The organism is uncultured Piscinibacter sp., from assembly GCF_937952055.1.
In the GTDB taxonomy this organism is placed as follows: domain Bacteria; phylum Pseudomonadota; class Gammaproteobacteria; order Burkholderiales; family Burkholderiaceae_C; genus Piscinibacter.
In genome coordinates this window covers 329763-345247 of record NZ_CALFYO010000020.1, presented here as the reverse complement: position 1 = coordinate 345247, position 15485 = coordinate 329763, and the positions used below count along the sequence as shown (strand labels likewise).

Below are 15485 nucleotides of genomic sequence, written 5' to 3'. Positions count from 1 at the left end.
ATGGATCTCCGTCGATTACCTTAGGATGGATTATCGAGGACCAAACTGAACCGACCATGACCGAACCGCGCCTGGACAGCGTGCAATGCCTTGGTGCCCGCGGCCTGCATCGCATGGCGTACGTGGAATGGGGCGACCCGGCCAACCGCCACGTGCTGGTGTGCGCGCACGGCCTGGCGCGCCAGGGACGCGATTTCGACACCTTCGCGCGGGCGATGAGCGACCGCTACCGCGTGGTCTGTCCGGACGTGGTCGGCCGTGGCCGTTCGGACTGGCTGACCGACCCGGCCGGCTACCACATCCCGGCGTACGTGGCCGACATGGTCACGCTGCTGGCGCGGCTGGACGCGCAGGAACTGCACTGGGTCGGCACGTCGATGGGAGGACTGATCGGGCTGGGCCTGGCGGCGCTGCCCGACTCGCCCGTGCGGCGGCTGGTGCTCAACGACGTCGGGCCGGCGATCGAGGCCGCGGCCCTGCAGCGCATCGGGACCTACCTCGGTCAGCCGCTGCGCTGGAGCAGCGTCGAGGAGGCGGCCGACTATCTGCGCGGCATTTCTGCCGGATTCGGGCCGCACAGCCGCGAGCAATGGCTGGCGTTGACACGACCGATGCTCAAGCCCGATGGCGACGGGTTCGGGCTGCATTACGACCCGGCCATCGCCGTGCCCTTTCGCGCCGTGACCCCGGAGCTGGCGCGCGCCGGCGAGGCGATGCTGTGGGCGAGCTACGACGCGCTGCGCTGCCGGACCTTGCTGCTGCGCGGCGCCGAGTCCGACCTGCTGTCGCACGAGACCGCGCAGGCGATGACGCAACGCGGCCCGAAGGCCCGCCTGGTCGAGTTCGCCGGTGTCGGCCACGCGCCGACGCTGGTGGCGCCCGAGCAGATCGCGGTGGTGAGGGAGTTCCTGCTGGCGCCATGAAGACGAGCCTGCGGGACGCACGCGACCAGGCAGCGCCCATCGTGCAACTGGCAGAGGCAGGGCCGGCGACGACGCCCGGCGCCGAGGCCGATCTTGCGCCGCTGGACAGGGCGCATGCCTTCGCCGAGCCGCTGCTCGCCGGTCGTGCGCTCGACACCGGCGAGGATGCGCTCGCCCATGCCGACGGCGTCGCCGCCATCCTGCAGAGCATTGGCGCGGCGCCGTCGATGCGCGCCGCGGCCTACCTCGTCTATGCCGGCGACTACCTGCACAAGCCCGAGGATGTGGTCGCCAAGGCCTTCGGCGACTCCTACGCCAGCCTGGTCAGCCACACGCGGCGGCTGGTGCAGATCCAGCGCGCCGCGCGCGAGGCGCAGGTCGGTGCAGAGCAGCGCGCCGAGCAGACCGAGCGCGTGCGCAAGATGCTGCTCGCTTTCTCGCGCGACCTGCGCGTCGTGCTGCTGAGGCTCGCTTCGCGCCTGCAGACGCTGCGCTGGTACGCCGCCAGCAAGACCGCCTGCCCGCGCGCGCTGGCGGAGGAGTCGATGCAGGTGTTCGCGCCGCTGGCCAACCGGCTGGGCATCTGGCAGATCAAGTGGGAGCTCGAGGACCTGGCCTTCCGCTTCCTCGAGCCCGAGCAGTATCGCCAGGTGGCGAAACTGCTCGACGAGAAGCGCGTCGAGCGCGAGCAGGGCGTCGAGGCCTTCCGCGCCGAACTGAGCGAGGTGCTTGCGAGCGGCGGCCTGAAGGCCGAGGTGCAGGGCCGGCCCAAGCACCTGTACAGCATCTGGAAGAAGATGCGCGGCAAAGGGCTGGACTTCGCCCATGTGTTCGACGTGCGCGCGATGCGCGTGATCGTCGCCGACGTGTCGGCCTGCTATGCGGTGCTCGGGCGCGTGCACGAACAGTACCGGCCGGTGCCTGGCGAGTTCGACGACTACATCGCCCGACCCAAGCCGAACGGCTACCAGTCGCTGCACACGGTGGTGCTCGACGGCGCGGGCCGTCCGGTCGAGATCCAGATCCGCACGCGCGAGATGCACGAGCATGCCGAGCACGGTGTGGCGGCGCACTGGGCCTACAAGGAGGCCGGCACCAAGGGCTACGCCGGAGTCAGCGCCAGTGGCGACTTCGATGCGCAGGTGGCCGAGGCGCGCAAGGCGGTGCTGCGCCAGTTGCTGGCCTGGGAGCGTGACTTCGTGGAACAGGGTGCGCCAGCCGGCGCTGCCGTGTTCGACGACCGCATCTACGTCTTCACGCCGCAGGCGGCAGTGGTGGAACTGCCGGCCGGCGCCACGCCGATCGACTTCGCCTACACGCTGCACACCGATCTCGGCCACCGCTGCCGCGGCGCCAAGGTCGACGGGCAGATGGTGCCGCTGAACACGCGGCTGGCCAGCGGCCAGACGGTGGAGGTCACGGCGGTGAAGGAGGGCGGCCCGTCGCTGGATTGGCTGAACGCCGATCTCGGATTCCTGCAGAGCTCCCGTGGCAAGGCCAAGGTGCGTGCGTGGTTCAACGCGCTGGCGCTGCGCGACACCATCGCGCGCGGCCGTGAGGCGGTCGAGAAGCTCTTGCAGCGCGAAGGGCGCACGGCGATGAAGCTCGACGACCTGGCCACGCAGCTCGGCTTCCGCAATGCAGACGCACTGTTCGAGGTGGTCGGCAAGGACGAGTTTTCGCTGCGCCACATCGAGAGCCTGCTGCGCCCGGCCGAGCCGGCTCCCAGCGAAGAGGAAGCGATCGTCTCCAGGCATGTGCGCACGCCGGGCCAGGCGCCGCAGGGTGGCGTGCTGGTGGTGGGCGTGGAGTCGCTGCTGACCAGCCTGGCGCGCTGCTGCCGGCCGGCGCCGCCGGACGCGATCGGCGGCTACGTGACGCGCGGCAAGGGCGTGGCCATTCATCGATCCGACTGCAGCAACTTCCGCCAGATGGCGGCGCGAGCGCCCGAGCGGGTCATCGCGGTCGCCTGGGGCGAGCCGCGCGGCGACCGCGCCGCGGTCTATCCCGTCGACGTGGCGATCGAAGCGAACGACCGACAGGGCCTGCTGCGTGACATCACCGAGGTGTTCGCCAAGGAGAAGATGAACGTCACCGGCGTGAAGACCCAGAGCGTCAAAGACGCGCGAGGCGGCACCGCGTGGATGACCTTCACCGTGGAGGTGGGCGACGCGTCACGGCTGGCGCAGGTGCTGGGCCTGGTGTCACGCGTGTCCGGCGTGCGGGCTGCGCGGCGGAAGTAGGAGGCTGGAGCATGCTGCTATACTGCAAGGCTTACGTAGGCGCGTAGCTCAGCTGGTTAGAGCACCACCTTGACATGGTGGGGGTCGTTGGTTCGAGTCCAATCGCGCCTACCAAATTCGGTAGAGAGAACAAGCACTTAGCGGCGACGCCAAGTGCTTTTTTTCTTGGTGGTACCAAAAAGGTACCAAAAAGCGCCTTCGCGTGACCCCATCCGGGCCGCTTGGGTGTCGTCAAGCGCGAGGCCGGCTGGCTGGTCCTCAACGTCGGCAATGCTGCGTTGAGTCGACCTTGGGCATGGCGTGCTCTGCGGCAGCGCCCGGCCAGCTGCGGTCACAGACGACGGGCAGGTTTGAGCGCTCACCCCATGCGTTCCAATCCAACGCTGCGTCACAGACGCAAGTTGTGAGACCGGCATGGGCTGCGCCCGGACACTGAGGTGTCCGCTGCGGTTGTCGAGGCAGCCCAACGTGGCGCCTTGTGCGCGCTCGCTGGAACTGAGCTTCCCGCTCAAGGCAGAAGAACGAACGAAGGAAAGGCGCTGATCCACGTCATCGGATAGAACTGCAGCCGAAGCGCGGCGAGGCACGCGGTGAGCTGCTGCGTGCGGCGCTGCGCGGGCGAGAGCGCGCCGTCGGCCAGGCGAGCCCCGAGCGACCCGGCACGGTCCAGCCATCCCTGGCGTTGCCCGGCATCGGCGGCGATCACTGGCCCGAAGGTCTCGATGACCACGCTGCGGACGCCGCAGTAGCCGAGCGTCGCGCGCGCCAGCGCCTGCTGCCCCGGCGCACGGTAGATGAACCGATAGACCCATGACGGCGTGTCCATCGTCGTCATCAGGTCCACTGTGCGGCCGCCGAGCAGTTTGTCCGCCGGCCCGTGCGCCGCATGCCGGAAGGCGAATCCCGGTGTCAGCACCCGATCGAGAAAGCCCTTGAGCAGGGCCGGGAAGGTGCCCCACCAGGTGGGGTAGACGAAGACCAGGTGCTCGGCCCAGAGGATGTCCCGCTGCGCGCAGCAGGTCCGGCTCCTGCGGCTGCAGTTCGGGTGAGACGGCGTGCACGTCGGGGTCGAAACGCATCTCGCTCAGGATCAGCTCACAGCACTCCACGCCGGTCTGGCGCGCGCCTCGGCCAAAGGCGTCGAAGAGCGCGCCGCACAGGCTGTCACGGCGGGGGTGGGCAAGGATCAGCAGGCAGCGCATGGCAAGACGAAAATCCAGGGGGCCCGGCCGAGCATGACGCGCTCATCGCGTGGGCCCGGCATGTCCCGGGAACGGTGCGACCGGCGCTGGATCGGCGGACTCGCCGGGCGGCGCGGCGCGTCGCTGGACACCGCCTGCTCCTCGGACCCGACGACCAGGGGTCGGACCGCACGCCGCGAGACCGGTTCGAGCATGAAGAACCCGATGCAGAGGATCCGCTGCGCGGCGAAGCCTGCGCGCCGCTCAGCGCCCAAGGAAGTCGATCAGGTCCTTGGTGAGCCGACGCTTGTGGGTCGCGAATAGGCCGTGCGGCGCGCCCTCGAACTCGACCAGGGTGGCGTGCTTGATGCCCTTCGCGGCGGCCCGGCTCGACGCGTCGATCGGCACCGTCCTGTCCTCGGTGCCGTGGATGATGAGCGTGGGCACCTTGAACGCGCCGAGATCGCCGCGGAAGTCGGTGCTGGAGAACGACTTCAGACAGTCCAGCGTGGCCTTGAGGCTGGCCTGCATCGACACAATGCGTGCCCACGCCAGAGACTCCTCGCTGACGCCATCGCCCCCACGAACACAGCCGCATGGCCCCGCAGCGACAGTGGGGAGGCGCGCAGCAGCAGGCTGCCGACGACCGCCGGTGCGGTTGCCGCGGCCAGGTAGAACGCAGAGCCCCGAATGCCAGCAGCAAGCCGCCACCGGCGCTGAAGGCCAGCACGGCGAGGAGCAGCAGGCAGCCCGCTGCACGAGGGCCGCGGGCTGGTGAGGATGAGGTTCGCATGGCGTCCTGCGGGCGCGTCGCCCATGCCGATGACGTATCGGGCGCATCCGTGCATCGTGACTTCCGCCTCGGCTGACGGTGCGCTGTCGAACCGAGCGACCCCACCGCTGGCAGCTGCGGGCCGTGCGCCGGCCCGAGGCACCGCGGCAGCGGACCTTCGCGTGGGGTGCGGGTGCGAACCCGCGAGCTGGGCCCGAATGTGCGTCGACGGACAGACGAGGCCGCACCGCTCTGAGACCCTGACAGTCCGGTCCTGTCCATGGAGTACCGCTGCACCGAACTCCGGCCGTGCATCTTTCAATGATGATGCTCCCAATCAATCGCGCGCTACCTGCCAGGTCTGACACTCGCGCTGACACGCACGAGCCGACGGGCCGGTCCCGCGGTTGGCCAGTGCTCGGCGCCGCGGATCAGGGCTTCCTTGCCAGGCCCTTCGACGCGCTGCGCCATCGATACGCGAGGGCCGTCACGACCGGCCTGTCCCGGCGTTCCATCGTCGCCTCGGGCGAGTTGGAGCGCGTGCTCGACAGACTCGAGCAGATCACGCTGTGGCCGCTCGCCAGGCGACGCTGACGAGCCGGAGTCGGCGGCTGGGCCAGTGCCATCGGTGCGCATTGCTGCGCGCCGCGACGCCGCATCGACGCCGGGGCGTCAGTGGGGTCGGGACGCGCGCGCGAGCACCGGCGCAGGCTCGCGCATCAGCCCGGCCTGGGCCTCCAGCGGCCGCGTCTGCGGCAGCACGTAGACGATCGCGCTGCGTCGGTCGGCGAACACCGCCTGCACGTGGCGATCGTAGAAGGCCACCGGCACGTTGATGCAGCCGTAGGAGATGCGGTTGTCGTCGATCGTCGGTGTAGCGAGTCGCTGTGCGCGTCGCTCCCGCGGGTTGCCGGTGCGCACGCGGTGCATCGAGATCGCGGCGCCATGGTCGACCCAGACGATGTCTTCGCCCTGCAGATTGCGCCCGGCCTCGGCAACGAAACGCCCGGCCGGCGTGGTGCGTTCGGCGAGCAGGATCTGCGCCATCGGACGCGTGCCGATGCCTGGCACCGAGTCGTCGCCAGGCGCGGCGCCCAGCAGCACCGGTGTGCTGGCCTGCAGCCGCGCGTCACGGTCGAAGGCGTACAGCGTGGCGTGCGCCTTGTCGACCAGGAAGAAGGGCCGGCCCTGGTGGTCGCCCACGCGGACGACCCAGTCGGCCAAGCGGCGTGCGTCTGCGCCAGGCAAGGTGGTGCCGAAGTCGGCCGTCGCGGCGACCCGGACCATGGCCAGGGCTGCTGGCGCGGCCGCCGGTTCGGCGATCGGCCGCGCATCGGTGGGGGCCGGCGGCGTGCCGACGAGCATCAGGCCGGCGACGCCGGCCAGCAGGCCACGCCGAACGGCCGCGAGGCAGCCGTTCGACGAGTCGGTCGGGGATCGCCCGGAGGCAGCCATCGGAAGGCGAGGCCGGCGGGCCTGCCTCGCGTGCCCTTGCGTCAGTTGCGATCGGTCCTGGCGACCAGATCACCGTTGGCGTCGCGGCGGGCCGTGTCGCCCATCGTGCTGCGGTCACTGCGCGTGTCCATGCGGTCGGTCGCGGCCGGCGTGTTCATGGCCTCGCGGGCGATGCGATCGCGATCCGTGCGCTCGCGGTCCATGCGCTCGGCCTCGGTTTCGCTGCGGGTGGTGACCGAAGGTGCGGTGACCGTGGTGCTGCCGCCCGGGGTTGTGACGGTGGCCGCGGCCGGATCGGTGGTCGTGCTTGTCTGCGCGACGGCCAGGCCGACGGCGCCGACGACGCCGATGGCGGTGAGGGCCGAGATGAGAAGGCGGGATGCTTGCATTGAGGGTGCTCCAGGAGTCGTTGTGCGGACTCCACGCACACCAGGAGATGCCGGTGTTGCATGCATGCTCGTCCCCGCCGGGGCTTCGGTCTGTACGGCGGCGCACGCCGCGCCGGGCTGGTCGCTGCTCGGCAAGCCGAAGCGCCGTCGGGTCGGTTGCGCGGAACGGACCTCGCTCGGAGCGGTCGCTCAAGCCGAGCCGGCGCGGGGCAGGGCCAGGAAGAAGCGCACCATCTCCGCAGACGCATCCGGGCCGCTGCCGTCGGTGTAGGAGCCGCTTGCGTGGCCGCCCGACCAAGCGTGCCCGGCGCCGTGCAAGGTCCAGCTTTCGATGCGGGCCCGACCCTCGCGATCGGCGTGCACGGTGCGGCTGAAACGCCGGCCACCCGGCGCCACGCCCGACTGCGTGCTGACCTGCAGGTCGGCGCCCGGCCGCTGGGCGGCATGTGCGTCCCGTGCCTGCTGCGCGATGCCGGCGCCGTTGGTCGGACGCACGGTGTGGTCGCGGTCGCCGTGGAACACGATGACCGGCACGGCCTGCGAGGCCTTGCCCTGCGGTGTTCCTGCGCCCTTCAGCCCAGGCATGCCGCTGCGCCCACCCTTCATCGCAGCCAGCGCCGAAGGCAGGTCGTGCGCGCTGCCGTAGGGCAGGCCCGAGTGGGCGCCGACGCCGGCGAACAGCTCCGGGTAGGTCTGGCCCAGCACCACCGCCATCGCTGCGCCGGCCGACAGCCCGGCGACGAAGACGCGGCGCGGGTCGCCGCCCTGCCGCTGCACGACCTCGGTGACGATACCGGCAATCAGCGCCGGTTCGCCGGTGCCGCGCCGCTGGTCCTGCGGCTGGAACCAGTTCCAGCACTTCGACGCGTTCGCCTGCGCGGGCTGCTCGGGATACACAACGAGGAAGCCGTGTTCGTCCGCGAGGCGGTTCATCTGCGTACCGGCCGCGAAGTCGTCCGCCGACTGGGTGCAGCCATGCAGCATCACGACCGTTGCGCGCGGCGCGTCGCAGGTGCCCGCAGGCACATAGACCTTGTAGATCCGCCTGCCGGCGTCGTTGCCGAACTCGTGTGTCTCGACGCTGCCGCGCCATTGGCGCGCCTCACCGGTCGACGGCTGGCGCCGCCGCGCCGTGGCCGGGTCCGTGTCGGTGTCCGCGCCGGCGGGAACGACGCGTGCGTCGACGTCGATGACGGATGCGTGGTCGCTGTTCGGGGCGGCCCCGCCAGGACGCCCCGAGGCCAGCGCGCGCCGGACGGTTTCGGTCACGTCGCGCATCGGGCCGGCCTGGGTGTCGAGTCCGGCCGCCGCGAGCGCCCGTTGAATCGTCTCGTTGATCGCGTCGGCATCGAAGGGGGGCGCCAGGCCGTGGAAGGGGTTCTTCATGTGTTCTTTCAGTGGAGGGTGGGGTGGTTCAGCGCAGGCGATCGGCCAGGGCGCGGCGCACCGCGGGGCTGGCCTGGAACGCGCCCAGCACGGTCACCGACTCGATGGCGGCGCGCGCCAGCTCGGGCGGTACATCGTCGGCGATGCGGGCCAGCCCGACGACCTGGACCTGCAGCCGCTGGCCCGCCGCCACCACCGCCTCGAGCTCGGCGCGGCCGTAGTGCTGCAGGCCGACCGTGAGCGTCCTGCGTGCGACGGTCTGCCGGACCGCGTCGGCGTGCAGCGCCAGCTGGTTTCGCAGCGCGGTCCGCACCAGGTCCGAGCGGTTCGAATAGAAGCCTTCCTGCACCAGGAGGTCGACTTGTCCGAGGTCGACGACGCCGACGTTGACCGTCATCTTCTCCGTCTCACCGGCGCGGTGCCGGTGGTCGATGGCCGTGCTCTTGCTGATCATGACATCCATTTGGAATCCAATTGGATGCCAATTGGAGCATGAAACCGCGGCGCCGGAGCGCGTCAGACCCAAAGACCTTGGGGGGCGGAGGGCGCGTGACGACCCCGGCGAAGGCTGCGGGCGGGCCACGCCGATGGCGGGCCGGGGCCGGTCCCGCGGCCGGCTGTGTGGCACTGCGAACCGACGCCGGCGCGGTGCCGGTCCAGAATGCAGCGATGAGGATCCACACCCCGGCCGCTGCATGAGGCCCGTCGCCCCCCGCGTCGGTCGATCGCCGGTGCCGTTGGCCGGCGGCATCGGTGTGCGCGGCCGGTCGGCCTCGCCGTGCAGCCGCCGCGGGTGACGACCGGCCCGGCTTGCAGCCCGTGAACGCGCGCCCATGCGCACGTTGCACGGGCCGTGGCCCGGCAGCGCGTCTCCTCGCGCGGCCGACCTGATCCGCGACGATGAGCGCCGCGCCCTGGTTCATCCTCATCGGCGGGCTGCTGCTCGTCATGGGCATGACCTCGTCGCTGCTGCGCCGCACGCCGATCACCTCGGCCATCATCTACTTGGCCGTGGGCATGATCGTCGGCCCCACCGTGCTCGACCTGTTCCGGTTCAACCCGCTGAAGGAAGCGGCGCTGCTGGAAGTGATGACGGAGGTGGCGGTGCTGATCTCGCTGTTCTCCGCCGGCGTCAAGATGCCGGTGCCGTTCAGCCTGGCCCGCTGGCGCGCGCCGATCCTGCTGGCGACGTTGTCGATGGGGATCACGGTGGGCCTGGTGGCGCTGTTCGCTCACGCCGTGCTGGGACTGCCGGTAGGCGCGGGCATCCTGCTGGGTGCGATCCTGGCGCCGACCGACCCGGTGCTCGCCACCGACGTGCAGAGCCGCCACCCCGGTGACCGCGACCAGCTGCGCTTCCACCTGACCTGCGAAGCCGGCATGAACGACGGCAGCGCCTTCCCCTTCGTGGTCCTGGGGCTGGGTCTGCTCGGCCTGCACGACCTGGGCTCCTTCGGGCTGCGCTGGGTCCTCGTCGACGCGCTTTGGGCCACGCTGGCCGGGATCGGCATCGGCGTGGCCGCCGGCACGGCGCTGGCGCGCCTGACCGGCATGCTCAGGCGCGCCCCCTACCGGCAAGCGCTGATGGACGACTTCCTGGGCCTGGGCCTGATCGGTGTCGTCTACGGCGTGTCGGTGCTGGCCCACGCCTGGGGCTTCCTGGCGGTCTTCTTCGCCGCCGTCGCACTGCGCCAGACCGAGCTGAAGACGTCGCGCGCGCGGCCGCGCCGGGACGACGGCGCACCGCCGGCCGCCCCCGTGCCCGAACCGGGTGGCGCGCCCGCAGACAGCCCGGCCGCGCCGATGGTGAGCACCGGCTCGCTGATCTTCAAGGAGCACCTGGAGCGGCTGTCCGAGCTGGCGCTGGTGCTGCTGCTCGGCGGCACGCTGTTCATCGACTCGTGGAGCTGGCCGGCGGTGGCCACGGCCCTGTTCCTGTTCGTCGTCGCGCGCCCGCTCAGCGTGCTGCCCGCGCTCTGGCCGGGGAGCATGCCGCTGCGCACGCGGGGCATGGTCGCGTGGTTTGGCGTGCGTGGCATCGGGTCGCTGTACTACCTGATGTACGCGATCCAGCAGGGCCTGCCCGAGGCGCTGGCGCTGCAGCTGATCCAGACCACGCTGGTCGTCGTGACGCTGTCGATCCTGATGCACGGCATCAGCGTCAAACCCCTGATGGCCGCCGTGCTGCGGCGAACCTGAGGCTCGAGCCAGACCATGAACGATCACGGCGCCCCGCCGCCCGCAACGCTGCGCCCTGGCTCGAGGCGTCGGAAGCCGCGCCCGACCGCGTGCCGGTGCACATGCCGGTGGACGTGCGCAGCGTCTCGCTGTCCCTGCTGGCGCTGATCGCCACGCTGTTCGCGCTGCACGTGGCCAGCGCGGTCTTCATCCCGCTGCTGCTCGGGGTGGCGCTCAGCTATGCGCTCAGCCCGCTGGTCGACCTGCTCGAGCGCTGGCGCCTGCCGCGTGCACTCGGTGCCGGCCTGCTCATCCTGGGCCTGGGTGCGGTGGTGGGCTGGACGGTCGCCACGCTGAGCGACGACGCCAGCGTGCTGATCGAGTCGGTGCCCGTGGCGATGCAGAAGCTGCGCAAGCTGGTGCACGCACAGCGCGGCCAGAGCGAGTCGACGATCGAGAAGGTGCAGCGTGCGGCGGAGGAGATCGAGGAGGTGGCCACCGAAGGCGGCGCGTCGCGGGCGCCCCCGGTGCGCGGCGTCACCCGCGTCAGCATCGAGCCCGAGCGTTTCGACGTCCAGGACTACCTGTGGTCGGGCACGCTGAGCGCGGCGGCGTCGGCGGGCCAGGCGGTGGTGTTCATCGCCTTCTTCCTGCTCGCGTCGGGCAGCCGCTTCCGGCGCAAGATGGTCAAGCTCGCCGGACCGACTTTCGCGGAGAAGCGCATCACGGTTCAGCTGCTCGACGAGATCACGGCGCAGATCCACCGCTTCATGCTCGTGCAAGTCTTCGTCAGTTTTCTCGTGGGGCTGGCCACCGGCCTGGCCTTCGTCGCCGTCGGCCTGGAGCACGTCGCCGTCTGGGGCGTGATCGCCTTCGTGCTGAACTTCGTGCCCTACCTCGGCACCGTGGTGCTGAGCGCCGGCTCGGGGCTGATGGCCTTCGTGCAGTTCGGCAGCCTGGACATGGTGGTGCTGGTGGCCGGCATCGGCATGCTGGTCCACGCGGTCTCGGGCAACCTGCTGACGCCCTGGCTGACCAGCCGCACCAGCCGCATGAACGCGGTCACGGTGTTCGTCGGTGTGCTGGCCTTCGGATGGCTGTGGGGCGTGTGGGGCCTGCTGCTGGGCGTACCGATCCTCACGACGCTGAAGGCCGTGTGCGACCGCGTCGACGAGCTCAAGCCGATCGGCGAGCTGATGGGCACGTAGCGGGCCTGCGGCCCGCGACGTACCGGCAGCGCGCCGGGCGGGCGGCATGGCTTCCGCGCCCCCGACGATTCGATGCGCCGCCGCGAGGTCGCGGGGCAGGGCGCTCGGCAGCCGCGGCGCGCCGAGACCTTGCGAGCCATGGAGGACGGCCGACGCCGATGGTTTGCCGGCATGCGGCGCGGTGCGACGCAGGCGTGGCACCGGCGCCTCTGCGGGCATGGCCGCCCAGCAGGCGAATCAGGTGTGCACGTGCCGCCGATGCGCGCGTTCGGCCCGCCGCGCTGCCGCCTCGCTCAGCGCGTAGGCGGGCAGCGCCAGGGCCAGCGGCAGCAGGTGGTAGGTGGCGCGAAACGCCAGCATCGCGGCCAGCAGTTCATGCGCCGGCAGGCGCCCGCCCAGCGTCGCCACGACCACGGCTTCCAGCACCCCCAGGTTGGCCGGCACATGCGTCACCACGCCGGCCACGGCTGCGAGCAGCATCGTGCCGAGCACCGTGGCATGGTCGATGCGACCGCCGAGCATGAGCCAGGGGATGGCGGCGACCAGCAGCCAGTTGGCGCCGCCTGCCAACGCCTGCCCGGCAGCCAGGCCGCCGCCGGGCAGCACCAGCGTGCGCGTGCTCCACGTCAGCTGGCGCCGACGCGCGAAGCGGCACAGCGTCAGGTAGATCAGCGCCACCGCCACCATCGCGAGCCCGACGGCGCGCTGCCCGTGCCACCACTGACGAGCCGGTGCCGGGTGGACGGCGCCCCGCCGGGCCCGGGCCGGCGGGCCCCGGTCCCGCCGGCACTCACCATCGATCGGCCTGCAGCGGCACGACGCGCGGCGCACCGTCCGGCGCGTGCCGCACCCAGGCCGCGAAGTGACGCATGGCGTGGTACACGACCAGACTGCGCAAGGCGATCCAGGCCGACCGCAGCGGCCCCGGCATCGGCAGGCGCACGAGCTGGCAGCGCTGCTGCATCAGGCATTCGATCCGCTCGCGCAACTGGGTGGCGAACGCCGAGTCGCGCACCACGATGTTGGCTTCCAGGTTCAGGCTCAGGCTCGTCGGGTCGAGGTTGCTCGAGCCGACGGTCGCCCAGCGGTCGTCGACCACCGCCACCTTGGCGTGCAGCGGGCGCTCGTCGTAGAGGTGGACGCACACGCCGGCACGCATCAGGTAGCCGTACAGCAGCTCGGAGGCACGCTGCACCCAGGCCTGGTCGGGCCGGCCCTGCAGCACCAGGTCGACCTGCACGCCGCGCCCGGCCGCGCGGCGCAGGTCGCGCAGCAGCCGGTAGCCGGGGAAGAAGTACGCATTGGCGATGAGCACGCGGTGGCGGGCGGTGCGCACCGCTGCGCGGTAGTGGCGCTCGATGTCGTTGCGGTGGCTGCGGTTGTCACGCGTCACGAAGGCGGCCCGCGCGCCGTCCTCGGATGCCATGTCCGCATCGTCGCTCGGCGCGACCTCGTCGTCGCGGACGCGGCCCAGGCGCCATTTCGGCAGCCACAGGCGCCGAGTCGGCTGTGGTGCGGCCAGGCTGGCGCGGCAGAAGGCCTGGATCTGCCCGACCAGCGGCCCCTCGATCTCGACCGCGTAGTCCTGCTTGGCGAGCGGCCCGAAGTCGGCGAGGTGATCGGCGGAATAGTTGATGCCGCCGACGAACGCCCGCCGGCCGTCCACCACCACCAGCTTGCGATGCATGCGGCGCAGCATGTTGACCCGGGTTCCGAACAGCCGCTGCACGGGTTCGAAGCTGCGCAGCCTGACGCCGGCCTCTTGCAGCGGCTGCACGAAGGACGAGGGCAGGTCGGGCGAGCCCCAACCGTCGACGAGCACGTCCACCTTGGCGCCCCGGCTCGCGGCGCGCAACAGCGCCTGCTGCAGTGCGCGCCCCACCTTGTCGTCGAACAGGATGAAGGTCTCGAGCAGCGCCTCGTGCTCGGCCGCGCCGATGCTGTCGAACACGCGCGGGTAGAAGCCCTCGCCGTTCTCGAGCAAGGTGATGCGGTTGCCGGGCACCCAGTGCGAATTCATAGGGTTCATGGCAGCTCCGGCAGGTCGGCCTCAGCCACCCGCAGGCCCGGTCTGCAGCAGCCGACACGGCCCCCGCTTCGGGCGACGGCAGGTACAGGCGGCAGCGCGGGAGGCCTTCATCGCGGCGGCTCGATGCGCTCGGTGACGTAGATGTCCCACACCGCGATGAACATCGCGGCGATCGCCGGGCCGATGATGAAGCCGTTGATGCCGAACACCGCCAGCCCGCCGAGCGTCGAGATCAGGACGACGTAGTCGGGCATGCGTGTGTCCTTGCCGACCAGGATCGGGCGCAGTACGTTGTCCACCATCCCGATGACGAGCACACCGAAGACGATGAGCCCCGCGCCCTGGATCACCGAACCGGTGACCAGCAGGTACACGGCCACCGGCGCCCAGATCAGGCCCGCTCCGACCGCCGGCAGCAGCGACAGGAAGGCCATCAGCACCGCCCACAGCAGCGCGCCGCGAACATCGAGCACCCAGAGCGCGAGACCGCCCAGGGTGCCCTGGATGAGCGCGATGACGATGTTGCCCTTGACGGTGGCGCGAATCACGGTGGCGAACTTCTGCTCCAGCGCCTGCTTGTGCGTCTCGTCCAGAGGGATCGCCGCCTTCACGCGCGGCGCCAGCGCCGCGCCGTCGCGCAGCAGGAAGAAGGCCAGGTACATCGCGACGAAGAAGCCGACGACGAACTCCAGCGTGTTCTGTCCGACGCCGAGCACCTGGGTGGCGATCAACTGGCTGGCCTGCGTCACCGCAGACGTCAGCCGCTGTTCGATGTCGACGAGATTGCCGATCCCGAACCAGTCCAGCACCTGCGTGAACCACGGCGGCAATGCGCCGACGATCTCCCGGAAGTAGCGGCCGAAGTTCAGTTCGCCGGACTTGATGCGCGCGTAGACGTCCGAGCCTTCCTGTACCAGCGAGGCGGCGATGAGGATCAGCGGCGGCGTGACGACCAGAAGGACGATCGCCAAGGTGGCAAGCGCAGCCCAGGTTCTGCGCTGCCGCATTCGGCGCACCAGCAGTCGCCGCAGCGGCGCAGACAGGATCGCGATGATCACACCCCAGAAGACCGCTCCCCAGAAGGGCAGCAGGACCACGCCGAAGGCCAGCGTGACGATCACCAGCAGCAGCACGAAGGCACGCGTCTCGACAGCGGGGGGGCGTTCCTGGGGTGTGAGGTTCATGGCGCTGGGCGCTTCTTCAGCGAAGCATCTGAGGGTGGGGGCAGCGGGTTGCCCAGGCGCTTGCGCGACCGGATGAGGTGCGCCGACTGACTGATGCGGCGTCGACCCGGGCGGCGTGTCGTGCAGCCGCCTCTGGCTGACCGGCAGGCAGTTGGCAGCGCGCCCCGCAGGCGTCCGTGCGGCGCGGCAGAGGGGGCGAACGGCGTGGGGGCGGTCGGTGCGTCCGCCAGGGGCCTTTCGAGGCGTCTACGCATCGGTCAAGAGTTCCCGTCTGACCAGCACCGCCGAATTGCGAGGCACGACGCTGCGGCCACGCGCCAGGAGCTGGGTCTTGGTGAAGGCGGCCCCGAACAGCAGGATCAGCGACGTGTAGTACACCCACAGCAGGATCAGCACCACCGAACCGGCCGCTCCGTAGGTGGAGGCGGTGGCGGTGTAGGTCAGATAGACGGCGATGCCGTAGCGGTCGACGGAGAACAGTACCGAGGTGACGACGGCGCCAACGACGACATCCCGCCACTTCAGCACCACGTCGGG

At 70.8% G+C, this 15485-nt stretch carries 15 protein-coding genes and 1 tRNA gene; 6 read left to right on the top strand and 10 right to left on the bottom strand.

All coding sequences use genetic code 11. The annotated features are described in order from the left end of the window. Positions 1-56 precede the first annotated feature (56 nt). The 3 genes from Q0599_RS12495 to Q0599_RS12485 all read left to right on the top strand — a co-directional run bounded on the left by Q0599_RS12495 (position 57) and on the right by Q0599_RS12485 (position 3280). Positions 57-923 (top strand): alpha/beta hydrolase, encoded by an 867-nt coding sequence (locus Q0599_RS12495; protein WP_298829881.1) that lies wholly within the window; start codon positions 57-59, stop codon positions 921-923. After that, the gene (locus Q0599_RS12490) at positions 920-3166 is read left to right on the top strand and encodes a bifunctional (p)ppGpp synthetase/guanosine-3',5'-bis(diphosphate) 3'-pyrophosphohydrolase (RefSeq protein ID WP_298829880.1); all 2247 of its coding nucleotides are present in this window, start codon (positions 920-922) and stop codon (positions 3164-3166) included. Before Q0599_RS12495 ends, Q0599_RS12490 begins: the two co-directional genes overlap by 4 nt. A 37-nt stretch (positions 3167-3203) precedes the next feature. Continuing rightward, positions 3204-3280, top strand: a tRNA-Val gene (locus Q0599_RS12485). A gap of 394 nt (positions 3281-3674) precedes the next feature. Here Q0599_RS12485 and Q0599_RS12480 read toward each other — a convergent pair. Together Q0599_RS12480 and Q0599_RS12475 are read right to left on the bottom strand one after the other, a co-directional pair. Further along, positions 3675-4148: an NAD(P)H-dependent oxidoreductase gene (locus Q0599_RS12480; RefSeq protein WP_298830462.1), complete on the bottom strand. Its 474-nt coding sequence runs from the start codon at positions 4146-4148 to the stop codon at positions 3675-3677. A gap of 463 nt (positions 4149-4611) precedes the next feature. After that, the gene (locus Q0599_RS12475; RefSeq protein ID WP_298829879.1) at positions 4612-4878 is read right to left on the bottom strand and encodes an alpha/beta hydrolase; all 267 of its coding nucleotides are present in this window, start codon (positions 4876-4878) and stop codon (positions 4612-4614) included. 655 nt (positions 4879-5533) lie between these two features. Here Q0599_RS12475 and Q0599_RS12470 point away from each other — a divergent pair. Further along, the gene (locus Q0599_RS12470) at positions 5534-5713 is read left to right on the top strand and encodes a hypothetical protein (protein ID WP_298829878.1); all 180 of its coding nucleotides are present in this window, start codon (positions 5534-5536) and stop codon (positions 5711-5713) included. Positions 5714-5791: 78 nt separating this feature from the next. Here the strand turns inward: Q0599_RS12470 and Q0599_RS12465 are convergent, their stop codons facing one another. From Q0599_RS12465 to Q0599_RS12450, 4 genes are all read right to left on the bottom strand, one after another. After that, positions 5792-6574 carry a hypothetical protein gene (locus Q0599_RS12465; RefSeq protein ID WP_298829877.1) on the bottom strand — a complete coding sequence of 261 codons (783 nt, stop codon included), beginning with the start codon at positions 6572-6574 and terminating at the stop codon, positions 5792-5794. A gap of 41 nt (positions 6575-6615) precedes the next feature. After that, positions 6616-6963, bottom strand: coding sequence for a hypothetical protein (locus Q0599_RS12460; RefSeq protein ID WP_298829876.1), 348 nt, complete (start codon positions 6961-6963; stop codon positions 6616-6618). Between the two features lie 189 nt (positions 6964-7152). Beyond that, positions 7153-8349 (bottom strand): PHB depolymerase family esterase, encoded by a 1197-nt coding sequence (locus tag Q0599_RS12455; protein WP_298829875.1) that lies wholly within the window; start codon positions 8347-8349, stop codon positions 7153-7155. Positions 8350-8377: 28 nt separating this feature from the next. Then, complete coding sequence (locus tag Q0599_RS12450) at positions 8378-8803, bottom strand: CopG family transcriptional regulator (protein WP_298830460.1); 426 nt, start codon at positions 8801-8803, stop codon at positions 8378-8380. Between the two features lie 446 nt (positions 8804-9249). Between Q0599_RS12450 and Q0599_RS12445 the strand changes: the two genes are divergently transcribed. After that, the gene (locus tag Q0599_RS12445) at positions 9250-10548 is read left to right on the top strand and encodes a cation:proton antiporter (protein WP_298829874.1); all 1299 of its coding nucleotides are present in this window, start codon (positions 9250-9252) and stop codon (positions 10546-10548) included. An 89-nt stretch (positions 10549-10637) separates the two neighbouring features. Further along, entirely contained in the window at positions 10638-11735 is a 1098-nt protein-coding gene (locus Q0599_RS12440; RefSeq protein WP_298829873.1) for an AI-2E family transporter, read from the top strand. 237 nt (positions 11736-11972) lie between these two features. Here the strand turns inward: Q0599_RS12440 and Q0599_RS12435 are convergent, their stop codons facing one another. From Q0599_RS12435 to Q0599_RS12420, 4 genes are all read right to left on the bottom strand, one after another. Beyond that, complete coding sequence (locus Q0599_RS12435) at positions 11973-12413, bottom strand: hypothetical protein (RefSeq protein ID WP_298829872.1); 441 nt, start codon at positions 12411-12413, stop codon at positions 11973-11975. A 112-nt stretch (positions 12414-12525) separates the two neighbouring features. Next, positions 12526-13764, bottom strand: coding sequence for a cardiolipin synthase ClsB (clsB, locus tag Q0599_RS12430; protein ID WP_298829871.1), 1239 nt, complete (start codon positions 13762-13764; stop codon positions 12526-12528). Between the two features lie 107 nt (positions 13765-13871). Continuing rightward, positions 13872-14948 (bottom strand): AI-2E family transporter, encoded by a 1077-nt coding sequence (locus Q0599_RS12425; RefSeq protein WP_298829869.1) that lies wholly within the window; start codon positions 14946-14948, stop codon positions 13872-13874. Between the two features lie 246 nt (positions 14949-15194). Continuing rightward, positions 15195-15479: a YhjD/YihY/BrkB family envelope integrity protein gene (locus Q0599_RS12420; RefSeq protein ID WP_298829867.1), complete on the bottom strand. Its 285-nt coding sequence runs from the start codon at positions 15477-15479 to the stop codon at positions 15195-15197. Positions 15480-15485 lie beyond the last annotated feature (6 nt).